8 protein-coding genes are annotated in these 12,527 nt (G+C 36.1%); 1 reads left to right on the forward strand and 7 read right to left on the reverse strand.

What is annotated here, in order from left to right; all coding sequences use genetic code 11:
• Nucleotides 1-274 precede the first annotated feature (274 nt).
• From PHY73_05360 to PHY73_05380, 5 genes are all read right to left on the reverse strand, one after another.
• Complete coding sequence (locus tag PHY73_05360; GenBank protein MDD3375132.1) at nt 275-1,558, reverse strand: ArsB/NhaD family transporter; 1,284 nt, start codon at nt 1,556-1,558, stop codon at nt 275-277.
• A gap of 19 nt (nt 1,559-1,577) precedes the next feature.
• A complete protein-coding gene (locus tag PHY73_05365) occupies nt 1,578-2,492 on the reverse strand; it encodes a PTS sugar transporter subunit IIA (GenBank protein ID MDD3375133.1) in 915 nt (304 codons plus the stop codon).
• A gap of 15 nt (nt 2,493-2,507) precedes the next feature.
• Complete coding sequence (locus PHY73_05370) at nt 2,508-4,127, reverse strand: ATP-binding cassette domain-containing protein (protein ID MDD3375134.1); 1,620 nt, start codon at nt 4,125-4,127, stop codon at nt 2,508-2,510.
• Between the two features lie 175 nt (nt 4,128-4,302).
• A complete protein-coding gene (locus PHY73_05375; GenBank protein MDD3375135.1) occupies nt 4,303-6,024 on the reverse strand; it encodes a Na/Pi cotransporter family protein in 1,722 nt (573 codons plus the stop codon).
• 171 nt (nt 6,025-6,195) lie between these two features.
• Nucleotides 6,196-7,884 carry a cation:proton antiporter gene (locus PHY73_05380; GenBank protein ID MDD3375136.1) on the reverse strand — a complete coding sequence of 563 codons (1,689 nt, stop codon included), beginning with the start codon at nt 7,882-7,884 and terminating at the stop codon, nt 6,196-6,198.
• Nucleotides 7,885-8,019: 135 nt separating this feature from the next.
• Between PHY73_05380 and PHY73_05385 the strand changes: the two genes are divergently transcribed.
• Nucleotides 8,020-9,930, forward strand: coding sequence for a hypothetical protein (locus PHY73_05385; protein ID MDD3375137.1), 1,911 nt, complete (start codon nt 8,020-8,022; stop codon nt 9,928-9,930).
• Between the two features lie 213 nt (nt 9,931-10,143).
• On the opposite strand, the gene PHY73_05390 is transcribed toward PHY73_05385, so the two are convergent.
• Together PHY73_05390 and PHY73_05395 are read right to left on the reverse strand one after the other, a co-directional pair.
• Entirely contained in the window at nt 10,144-11,820 is a 1,677-nt protein-coding gene (locus PHY73_05390) for a SulP family inorganic anion transporter (protein MDD3375138.1), read from the reverse strand.
• A gap of 258 nt (nt 11,821-12,078) precedes the next feature.
• The gene (locus PHY73_05395; protein MDD3375139.1) at nt 12,079-12,339 is read right to left on the reverse strand and encodes a penicillin-binding transpeptidase domain-containing protein; all 261 of its coding nucleotides are present in this window, start codon (nt 12,337-12,339) and stop codon (nt 12,079-12,081) included.
• Nucleotides 12,340-12,527 lie beyond the last annotated feature (188 nt).

The following is a 12,527-nucleotide window of genomic DNA, read 5'->3' on the forward strand; positions in this document are numbered from 1 at the left end:
TAAATCAAAACCGTAATTTACTCTACAATAAATCATAACGGTGTACAGATTCTATTATTAATATTTATTCTAGCATAATATTAAACAAATTCTGAAAATTATTAAAGAATTTAAATCGTCTACACTACACAGTCCTTTAAAAAAATAAAAATACACAAAAGAGCCCTTTGGCTTTTCGGCCAAAGGGCTCAAGGACATTTTTTCCGCTACTTTTCTTGTGAAATTTCTGGCTTATGGCAACGCTTCCGAGAACTCTCGCCCTCTAGATGCGAGCTCATGCAAAAGCAAAATAACGCAACCAAACATACGCCAAACTAATAAGAACTGACTGAATCATGAACGGCATTCCATAGCTTGTAAATTGTACAAAGCTTATTGGATACCGATTCTTATCACTTATCTTCGAAGCCACAACATTGGCGCTTGCACCAATAAGCGTGCCGTTACCACCTAAGCAAGCACCCAAAGCCAGGGACCACCACAAAGGTTCGGCCGATATCCCTGACGCAGCAATTCCTGAAATTACAATAATGTTCTTAATTAAAGGTATCATCGCTAAAACAAAAGGCACATTATCAAAAACAGCTGAAAACAAAGCACTACCAATAAGAACATATGCGCATAATAAGAAATAATTACTTCCTGCCATTATCATTAACTTGCTCGCTAAAAGTTCAATAACACCGTTATGTTCAAGTCCAGCCACAATCATAAACAAACCTATAAAAAAGAAAATCGTTCCCCATTCAACTTTCTGAAAAACTTTTTCCAAATCAGCCTTGCAGATAACCGCCATTAAAACTCCGCCAAACAAAGCAATTAGTCCAGATTCAATTCCTATGGCTGAATGAATAAAAAAACCAAAAACAATAAAACCTAAAACAATTAAAGCGCGTATCATTGTTTTTCGATCAACAATCGCCAACTCTGGAATAGCGCCGGAAATCCTGCTTTTCAACCGGTCAGGAATATTCCAATAAAAACGAAATAAAAAATAAACCGTCAATAAAAAAACAACCATAATGATTACAACGCAAGGCATGAGATTGAATAAAAAAGCATTAAAGGACAAGTTCGCTTGAGAACCTATAATAATGTTGGGTGGATCCCCTATCAAAGTCGCAGCCCCTCCAATATTCGATGAAATAACTTCTAAAATAAGAAAAGGTAGCGGGGATATTTCTAGCAATTGTGCTATGAGTATCGTGACAGGAGCGAGAAGAATAATTGTCGTTACATTATCCAAAAAGGCGGAAAGAACAGCCGTCACAACAATAAAAGCTAAAAGCATTTTAAAAGGATTACTGCTAAACTTTTTAGCAACCGTTATTGCCACCCATTCAAAAAAACCTGTTTTAGCTAAAATTGAAACAGAAAGCATCATCCCAACTAAAAGGAATATAACATTCCAATCAATCGCTTCAGCCGCCTGACCAAAGCTGATCAACCGCATGCCTATCATAAGAGTCGCCCCTATGATAACCGCAACCGTCTTGTCGAGCTTTTCTGTCGCAATGAAAAAATAAACAACAAGAAAAATTATAATCGATGCCAGCATGCTGTTCCTCTGTTTATTCTTAAAAAAATAAAACTTTATCAATTAATGAAAATCGATCTATCTCTCCAACTAATCGACCATCTTTTACAACAAAAAGCTTAGCTTTATTTTTTACAGACAATTGAAAAATAATTTCCATCAAAGTATCATCTTGGGAAATGACAAGATTACTATCTCTCAATATATTTTTTACAGTTAATCCATTCTTCATAATAAAATATTTCTCAAATGGATCCAAATGTCGTACAAACGAAACTGTTTGCAATTGATTAAAGAAATCAGGAATACCGTAATTAAATATATCAAAACAGGACACGGCCCCTTTATACTGATGATTCTCATCAACAACAGGCAAAGTATCAACCTGATTCAGATGCATCAAGCGAACAGCCGATTCCACACTATCATTCATTTTTAGAAAAAACTTAGCCGAACGCATAATATCTTGGGCAAGAACTACTTTTGCTGAATGTTGCATTCTAAGTTCATCATAAATCTCTTTTACTGTCAAACCAGATCCAAAAGAACAAAGCTTTTTATTATTTCTAATACCACGAATTAAAGCAGCCATAACTTGTAATATTAAATATGGCGTCTCATCAGGAGATATTATCAAGGCAATAAAATGCACCTTTTCTCCATCCATGCTATTAAAATCAATGCCTTTTAAGTTCCCGGCTATGGCAACAACACAATTATTCCACCCCTTAATACGTGCATGAGGAAACCCCAACCCTTCACCAATACCCGTAGACTCAGAACTTTCTCTTTTCATAACCGCTTTAATGGCATCTTCTTTGCTTACAGAACCCGTAGCCAAAGGATTTTTTTGATAAATAGTATCAATCAATTCTTTAATAGCGTCGTTTTTATTTTCCGCCTTAAGATTAACTGTGATTAAATCTTCATAAAGATAGCTAAGAATATCAAACATATCTAATTCACTTTCCTATCGAACACCGAGTTCATGACGACGTTTTTGGACACTTTCGTCTTCTAAATATTCATCCAAAGTTGTGTGAACGCGATCAATGTAGCCATTAGGAGTAATTTCAATAATACGATTAGCTACAGATTGTATTAACTTGTGATCATGGGAAGAAAAAAGAATCGTCCCCTTAAACTTCTCAAGACCACTATTAAGGGCCGTAATCGATTCTAAATCCAAGTGATTTGTTGGTTCGTTTAAAATTAAGAAATTTGCTTGAACAAGCATCATCCGTGATAGCATACAGCGGACTTTCTCTCCACCCGACAAAACCTGAACAGATTTAAAAGAATCTTCGCCTGTAAAAAGCATGCGCCCTAAAAATCCACGCACAAAATTTTCATCTGTATTATCAGAAAACTGACGTAACCAATCAATAAGATTACAATCAACCTCAAAATACTTTGCATTATCCTTCGGATAATAAGCGCAACTCGTTGACGCACCCCATTTAAAACTACCGCTATCCGGATTGATCTCCCCCATGAGTATCTGAAACAAAGTTGTTTTGGCAAGATCATTAGGACCAATAAAAGCAATCTTGTCCCCTTTTTCAACCGTAATATTTAAATTTTCAAAAGCAATCTGTCCGTCCATAGTTTTAGACAAGTCTTCAATACTCAAAACGTCGTTTCCAGCCTCGCGTTCTTGCTCAAAATTAACGTACGGATATTTTCTTGAGGAAGGCTTGATTTCTTCTACAGTTAATTTCTCCAAAATCTTTTTACGACTCGTTGCTTGTCTAGATTTAGATGCATTCGCGCTAAAACGTGCAATAAAATCCTGTAACTCTTTTCTCTTTTCAGAAATCTTTTTGTTAGCTTCGCCACGCTGCCTTAACGCAAGCTGACTTGATTCTTGCCAAAAAGTATAATTTCCAGGATAAAGTTGAATTCTTCCAAAATCAATATCCGCAATGTGGGTACAAACCTTATCTAAGAAATGACGATCATGAGAAACAACAATAGCTGTATTCTCAAAATTACACAAAAATTCTTCCAGCCACATGCTAGTTTCCAAATCCAAATGGTTTGTAGGCTCATCTAAAAGTAAAATATCTGGATTCCCAAATAATGCCTGAGCCAAAAGCACCCTAATTTTAATTCCAGCCTCAATCTGTTTCATTGGTGTTTCATGAAGCTCTACAGGAATGCCTAAGTCGCTTAACATTTTCCCAGCATCAGACTCAAGACTCCACCCGTCAAGATCAGCAAACTCACCTTCCAGCTCTGCGGCACGAACACCATCAGCATCTGAAAAATCTGGCTTGCTATAGAGAGCATCTTTTTCAGTCATGATGTCATAAAGCCTCTTGTGCCCCATAATCACAGTCGTAAGGACGGTATGCTCATCAAAAGCAAACTGATCCTGCTTTAAAATAGAAATCCGCTCTCCCTTGGAAATATTCACCTCGCCTGTTGTAGTTTCAATCTCCCCAGAAAGAATTTTCAAAAATGTGGATTTGCCAGAACCATTAGCACCGATTAACCCATAGCAATTTCCTGAATTAAAAACAATGCTTACTTTTGAAAACAGCTTTTGCTGTCCATACTGTAAAGATACATCATTGCATGAAATCACAATAAACTTACCTTGCTTTTAATGATTAATATTAAGCCAAAAGCATACACGACCTTAGCCTTCTTGTAAAGGGTTAAAACCCTAAATATTGACACCTCTATAAATAAAAAAGAAAAGGATGATCTTTATTGCTAGACCATCCCTTCTAAAAATGCAGATTCGCAATCAAAAAATCTTAATCGTCTTCTAATTCACCATCATGATGACCCTGAGCAAAAGCTTTTACCTTCCCACCTTTTTCAAATGGCCTCCATCTCATACCACCTACAATACCCTGAGCGATATTTGTAAGATGATCTCCTATTTTCTCAAGATTATCGACAAAATCAAGAAATACAATACCGGACTTAATATTACATTTACCATCATTTAAACGCCTAACATGTGCTCTTCTTAGCTTAAGTTGAAACTCATTTATGCGTTGCTCACGGAGAAGCACGTTCTTGGCAATGCTCAAATCATTCTTATTCAAAGCCAACTCTATCTCAAGAATCATACTATAAAGCTCATTCCACATTAAAGATAATTCTCTAATCGCTTCATCTGTAAAAGGTAGCTTCTTTTCAAACTTACGCTCAGAAAGTGCTAAAATATTTTCTGAATGATCTCCTATTCTTTCAACGTCATTAACACAATGAATTAAGACAGGGAGCTCTTCAGACTGAATTTGAGAAAGATTTCTCTGGGAAAGCTCAACAAGATACTGAGTAATCTCCGACTGAAGATTGTCAACCGCGTTCTCGAGCTCTGAAATTACCCTTACTTTACTTAAATCATTCGTCAGAAAACTATCAACTGCGATTGAAACAGATTGCGAAGCAATGCTAAGCATCCGAACCGTTTCTTTTTGAGCTTGAACAATCGCGATTGAAGGCGTTTCCAACAAATGCTTCTCCAAAAATTGAGGCGCAATTTCAATAGCGCCTTTTTTCTTAGGAACCAGATATATACAAATTCTTTCTAACGCTCCAATAAAAGGTAGAAACATAAAAGCATTAAACACATTAAAAAGACTATGAGAAACAGCAATGTAAAACATTATATTTTTAAGCGTAATTTGACCCGGAATAATAAATTCAACAAATTTAACATACCAACCTGTATAAACAAAAATTAGCATATATGAAACGCCAACAACATTAAATACTGTATGCGACATTGCAGCGCGCCGGGCATTCGTATTGCCTCCTATCGCAGCAAGCTGAGCAGTAATTGTCGTTCCAATGTTATCTCCTAAAATAAGCGGAATGGCTGCACTAAAAGAAATCAAGCCGCTAAAAGCCAAAACCTGAACAATCGCGATAGTCGCACTAGAGCTTTGCAATAAAACCGTAAAAACAAGCCCCACCAAAACACCCAAAAGAGGATTCGAGCTAAAATTAACAAAAATATCTTTAACTTGTTCGCTATCTTTTAAAGAATCAAAAGCTTCTTTCATAAAGCTTAGTCCAATAAACAAAATACCGAATCCCATCAAGATTTGTCCCCAAAGCTTAATATTTTTTGTTTTGCCAAAGGAATTGATAACAAAACCAACAGCCACAAGCGGGAGCGCGTAATGAGAAATCTTAAAAACAGCCATCGTAGATACAAGCCATGCCGTAAACGTGGTTCCTATGTTTGCACCAATAATAACGCTAATCGCCTGCTTTAAAACAAGCAACCCTGCATTAACAAAACCAACAACCATAACAGTTGTAGCACTAGACGATTGAATCAAGCAAGTTACAAGCGCTCCAACAAACAATCCGACAATCGGAACTTTTGTTGCCATATGCAAAATACTTTTTAAGCGTTCGCCAGCAACATTCTTTAACCCGTCTGACATGGTCTTCATTCCAAAAAAGAAAAAAGCAAGCCCGCCCATCAGCAAGAATATCATGTCTTTTGTAATCATAAGTCCCTTCATTTTTTTATATAATTCGTAATACGGAAAGATTGTTTCAAGATTTCACAAAATTTTAACATATGAAAAAAATGAGAGCAAGGAATTTAAAAATATTTTCTAGCAATCTTTATGTTAAAACAATAATAAAAACAAGTGTAGGATAAAAACGCGTCTTTCCAACTATTCCAACAAGCCGGCCTTTCTTTCTGCTTCAATCATTTTGCGAGAAATCAACTGATAGAATATCCTCTCTTCAACGCACCCAACAACATCGCCATCTTTATTTGTAACCGGTAAGAAATCCAAATGGTATCCATCAAAAATCTTTTTTGCTTCCATAGCTGAAGCCTCAGAAGAAACCTGGAATGAAGTAAATTCCATAATATCTGCGGCAATAACAAAATTTCCCAAATCCTTATACATAAAGGCCTGACGCATGCTCTCAACACCCACAACACCTTTCAAGCGTTTATCTTTATCAACGACAGGATAGTATGAATATAGATGATTGCAAAAAATATCTAAAATCTCATCTAGCGTTGCATTTTCTTTTATTAGAGGAAAATCTGTGTCCAACAGCTCCGAGATCCTTGTTTCATCAATTAAATCTTCTTCTGTAATGTTTAATCCTACTTCTCCTGCTTTTTCAATAGCATACTTTACACATGGAGGCCCTATCATCTGAACAAAAAAAGTTGTTGTTGTAATAACAATAACAACAATATTGCCCATTTCTGGCGGCAAAATATGTGCAGCCACAATGGATAAACCTATCGCGACACCAGCTTGACTAAAAAGACAAAAAGGAAGATACTTTTGAACTGCCGTTGAAGACTTAGAAGTACGCGCGCCGACAAAAGCTCCTAGCATTTTTCCAGCTGTGCGGCCGATTAAATAAATAACAATTAAGGCTATAGCGAATGGAGTAATGTGTCCAAAATCCAGCTTAGCTCCAACAAAAACAAAAAATAATATAAAAATAGGAGGTGCAATTTCTTCAACAAGTTTAAAAACTCTTTTAGAAATTTGAGGAACACCATTAACAACAACTGCTCCTAAAACCATAGCTGCTAACAACATGCTCACATTGATAGCAAGCGATAATCCTAAAACAAAAAGAACCGTGCCAATCAAGAAAGCAAGCACTCGCTCCCTATCTTCATACTTCTTTAAAAGATTAACAAGAATACTCCCGGAAACCAAACCAACAAAAATAGCCCCTCCTATTTCATAAAGAGGATGCAGAATCGCCAATACAACACTTTCTTCTGAGGCACCGATAATTTTTGTCGTTATGCTTGCGGTGACAGCAAAAAGAAGTAACGCGAGCGCATCATCTAGTGCCACAATACCAAAAACAGTCGTCGTTAAAGGACCTCTTGTTCGATACTCCCACAAAACATCCGTAGTTGATGCAGCATCCGTTGCTGAGGCAATTGCTCCTAAAAGTAACCCCAAACTCCACGAAAAAGAAGCATCCTTGGTTAAATACGTCCCCGCGACGCCAACTGCAATTGCCACAAACGCAAAAGAAGCTAAGCCTTCAAACAAAAGAATCGCAACAAATTTCTTTCCATATTTTGCAATAACCTTAGCGCTTAATTCTCCCCCAATCATAAACCCAATTAACCCTAAAGCAAAATAGCTAAATGGCTGCAGAGTTTTCATGCTAACAGCATCTATGATATTAAATCCTGATCTTCCGAGAATAACCCCAATCACAATATAGCCGACAACTTGAGGAATTTTCATTTTCTGAAAAATGCGTCCTCCGACTGTCCCTCCAAAAAGAGCCAACCCTAGAATAAAAAGCATATTAATATGAAAAAATGATATGTCGGAAAATATCTGAAAAATTCTCTCCATCATTCACATCCTTTTAAAATTAATTAAAAATAAACATTAACATTAAACTCCTATATACATGCATTGTAAAGGAATATTTTTATTAAAAAATCATTAGAATAAATCTATTTAAAAAATAAAAATGACAAAACTTACCTAATGTTTTTATTGACGTTCCAGAATACCCATGTTAGCCTAGAAACATTAGAAAAATATAAACGACAAAACTCCATGACCTCTATTTCTTCAATAAAATCCTATTTTCAAAATAATAAACTAAAACTTATTTTCTTTCTCATCTTAGTGTCCGTTAACCTTTTTGTGTATTTTCCATCATTCTTTCATATCGCGCGTCACGACCAGCTGCTTTACGTTGCGGATGCCGCAGGAAACAACAGTTGGGTTTCTCTCGCGATAAAAAAAGCTATTAATTACAACCGCAATCTTCATCTTTTTCCCGGATATAGCCCACCTCTTTTTCGTCCACTCTTTTATTTTGTGCTTGGAACCAAATTGTGGCTCTTTGGCTACAATTTTGCCTATTGGCAGATCACAGGTTTTTTGCTCCACCTTGCTGTCCTATGGTTCTTTCTAAGCTTGCTATTTCGAATTCACAAAAGTATCTTCGCAGGACTCTTTGTTCTTTTTTTCTCTGTTCTATTCGCAAATATCGAGATGATCATTTGGCATCATATCAACAGCTATATGATTTTTGTTGCCTGTGTTTTGCTTTGTATTCAAATCTTTTATGAAATAATCCACAATAAAAGCGTGAGCAAAAAACAAACATGGATACTATTCATCTCCCTTCTCATCGCTTGCTTTATTTGCGAAACAGCGTTCCTTTTTTCCGCCTTCCTTTTTCTTTTATCAAAAATCTTTTTATCTCCTCAAATAAACGAAAAAAGCCTGATATCGCGCCACTGGAGGTTAATGGTCATTTCTCCGGCAATAATCTATTTAGCACTCAATCTTCTAAATCTCGCTTCCAATTGGAATATCATTTCAAACCAACAATATTCTTTAGGATCAGAATCCTTTTCCCTTATCAAAGCGCTTAAAGCCACCTTTATCTCATTTTATTGGTGGTTGTCAAGCGGCCTTTTTCCTGATCTTTTAAGGCCTACAATTTCACAAAGAATTACATTTAATAATAATCAGGCTTTCTTAAATCCACAAAGCATTTTTTTCTTAAGAAATATTATTTCTGTGGGGTTTTTGTCCTTAGCGGGTGCTATTTTGACTTATATATTTATTCTTAAAAAAAGCTTATCAAAAGATTTCCTAAAACAAAGGTGCCTTTTTATCTTTCTTGTTTTAGGTCTTTGGGGCATACAAATCATAGTTTTGGGAGCCATGAGAGTTTCGGTATACGGGGTCGATCTTTTAGCCAACTGCAGTTACTATAATTACCTTTTTTGGCCATATCCTATAATTATTCTTTATAGCTTTATTGATTTTAATAAGCTGCCCAAGCGCCATCTAATGATCACTTTAAAAATTTTTTCTTTTCTTTGTCTTTCATTCTTAATCATTGTCAACGCATCAAAAACTTTTAAACTAAATTTAAATTGCGCTAAAACTTGGGAAAAACAACGCCTTATAATTAAAAAATCAAAAGAACTAATAAAAACACATGGTCATGAAAATGACTTTTCATTTATTGCAAATCCCGGAGATGATCTTGCTTTGCCGTGGATACACAAAACCCGCATCGTACCATCAGAAGAACCTTATGGCTACATGCAAATGCTCTACCCTTCTCTAACGACAAAACAAAACCCCAAATATGTTGTTAGTCTGACAGATAACGAACAACGAAAAAGCCTTCAGGCCTTGTTAGAAGCACTCGTCAATGAACTAGTCGAAACACCATTGCAATTCTGGAGACCTTCGGATATCAAGCCTCTCCTTTTTCTAATTACAATGTACGATCAGCAAGGACAGAAAAAAAAGGCCTTGAAGATCATCAAACGCTTAAAGTCGATAGAGCCTAACAACAAAGAGTGGCAGCAATTCTTAAAATCCCAATTTGACCTTATGGTACAATCAAGCTTGAAGAACAATTAACCGCTTACAATCATACAAATCAAATCAAAATTAAGAAAATCTTTAACTAAACACAAAAATTCCAAACCAATCTTTAACGCACAAAGCACAAAAAGAGCCCTGAACATCTTATCTATTCAGAACTATCGCATCACTCTAATTAAGCTTAAAGAAATTAAACTTCCTTGCAAATTCAACAACTTTCGTAACCTTTTAATGCATGGACCATAAAAACTAATGATTCACGCCTTCGCTAAGACGTCGTTTTTCATATTCTCTTGCTAAATTTAATGCAACATCGATATTGCTGACCACATTTTCTTCGCCAATAATAGTGTACAACCCTGACCGTTCCAAAGAAAAAAGAGGCTGAGACCGGACTCCGGATAAAATTAAAACAATTCCATTTTTTTTCGATTTTTCATAAACTGTTCTCAATGCGTTGATAGCTGTTGCATCAATACTTAAAACATGGCGCATGCGCAAAATCCGAACTCTCGGTTTTTTATCAATATTATTCATAGCTTCCAAGAAAGTACTAACGACTCCAAAAAAGAACGGTCCATTAATCTCATATATTTCAACACCATCTGGGATAATTTTCTTGCTCAAAGAATTTGGATCGTCGCGCTCTTCCTCGTCAACAAACTCTTTTGTGATCATATTTATATTTGATGTTAGCGCCAACCGACGCATAAAAAGAAATGCTGCCAAAACCATTCCAACCTGGATAGCAACCGACAAATCCAGAACAACCGTTAAACCAAATGTTACCAAAAGCACAAGAACATCACTTTTCGGTGACCTTAAAATCATCCTAAAAGATCGCCATTCACTCATATGGTAAGCTACGACAACAAGGATCCCAGCTAACGTTGCCATTGGAATTAATTTAGCCCACTTGCCTAAAAATACCATAATCAACAAAAGAGTTATCGCATGAACGATTCCGGCGACAGGTGTTCGACCACTATTGTGCACATTAACTGCCGTACGCGCAATGGCGCCTGTTGCTGGTATTCCGCCAAATAAAGGAGAGATCATATTAGCGGCTCCCTGCGCAACTAATTCCATGTTCGAACGATGCTTCCCTCCAATCATCCCATCAGAAACAACTGCTGACAGCAAGGATTCAATGGCGGCTAAAATAGCAATCGCGAAAGCTGGTTGAATTAAATTTGGAATCATACTAAATTTTATATTAGGTAAAGTAGGAAATGGAATGCCGCTTGAAATATCTCCAAATCTTGCGCCAATAGTCTCGACGGGAATCTTAAAAAAGAAAACCAAACCAGTCGTTACAATCAGAGCCACAATTGATCCTGGAATTTTTTTCGATATCTTCCCCCATGTTAAAATAATGAGCACCGTTAAGCACGCAATCAGCAAAGCATAATAATTCGTAGAATGAATATTGTCTTTATACATCATACATTTTTCAAAGAACTCAGACGGCAACGCACCAATATGCAAACCTAAGAAATCTTTTATTTGAGATATAAAGATAATCAGTGCAATTCCGCTAGTAAAACCGACTGTTACTGGATAAGGAATAAACTTAATAACGGCGCCAAATCCAAACAAACCCATCGCCACCAGCATGATGCCAGCCATAAATGTCGCTACCATAAGACCATCTATGCCATACTGCTGAACAATGCTGTAAACAATCACAACGAAAGCGCCTGTAGGACCCCCAATCTGAACACGACTCCCCCCAAACGCAGAAATAATAAACCCCGCAATTATAGCCGTTAAAATACCTTTTTCAGGAGACACGCCTGAAGCTACAGCAAAAGCAATCGCTAAAGGTAAGGCTAAAATACCAACTATAATCCCAGATATAGAATCCATCTGAAATTGTTTAAAAGTATAATTTTTAAGAGTAGTAAACAGCTTTGGCTTTAACATACTTTTTTCCTTACAAACTAATGAAAAATAAAACAATCAATTATCAAACTAAAATAACTCTACAAAATTAAGATAGCAACAACATCGCTATTTTTTCAAGATGCGATAACACATCAACAAAAAAATCATTCAAGTAATTAACCCGCAATGGATTTACAAAACTTGATTCTGCACAAAGACAAAATGCACAACTGATGCATAACTAAAAAACAAATAACCCATACAATGAATTGGCAACAATTACTTAACTGCCTTTTTCTAAAGAAACCCTTGAGATTTAAAAATATTTTCTATAATAGTTTGAGCAACTTTCCCAGAGGACTCTTCTCCACCGGTAATATTGCAAGCAAATATATATGTCGTTTTGCCATGCTCAAGAAATCCGACAAACCATCCTAAAGACCCTTTCCCATCAACTCCCATGCCTGAACCTGTCTTTCCATAGAGAGTTCCTTTTTCAGTCGTAGTCACCTCCATAATATCTCGCAATATCGCAATATTCTTTTCAGAAAAAGGCATAAAAATAAACCTGAATATTTTAACTACTCATGGCTATCGGCATCTCTTTCTTAAAACTTTTTTGCTGCAATCATTATCATAACAATTCTTCAATCTTCCTTGTTACATTTGCTCACAATAATCCATTTTTGCAAAATTATCTAAAACGCTAATATCTAATTATAACATTCTTATGCACCATATCATTT

This window comes from Candidatus Omnitrophota bacterium (assembly GCA_028693815.1).
Taxonomy (GTDB): Bacteria; Omnitrophota; Gorgyraeia; order Zapsychrales; family Aceulaceae; genus Aceula.

Bases quoted from the DNA above. Each gene is read 5' to 3' on its own strand.
- PHY73_05360 (MDD3375132.1), bottom strand. From the start codon at position 1,558: ATGCTGGCATCGATTATAATTTTTCTTGTTGTTTATTTTTTCATTGCG.
- PHY73_05365 (MDD3375133.1), bottom strand. From the start codon at position 2,492: ATGTTTGATATTCTTAGCTATCTTTATGAAGATTTAATCACAGTTAAT.
- PHY73_05375 (MDD3375135.1), bottom strand. From the start codon at position 6,024: ATGATTACAAAAGACATGATATTCTTGCTGATGGGCGGGCTTGCTTTT.
- PHY73_05380 (MDD3375136.1), bottom strand. From the start codon at position 7,884: ATGATGGAGAGAATTTTTCAGATATTTTCCGACATATCATTTTTTCAT.
- PHY73_05385 (MDD3375137.1), top strand. From the start codon at position 8,020: ATGTTTTTATTGACGTTCCAGAATACCCATGTTAGCCTAGAAACATTA.
- PHY73_05390 (MDD3375138.1), bottom strand. From the start codon at position 11,820: ATGTTAAAGCCAAAGCTGTTTACTACTCTTAAAAATTATACTTTTAAA.
- PHY73_05395 (MDD3375139.1), bottom strand. From the start codon at position 12,339: ATGCCTTTTTCTGAAAAGAATATTGCGATATTGCGAGATATTATGGAG.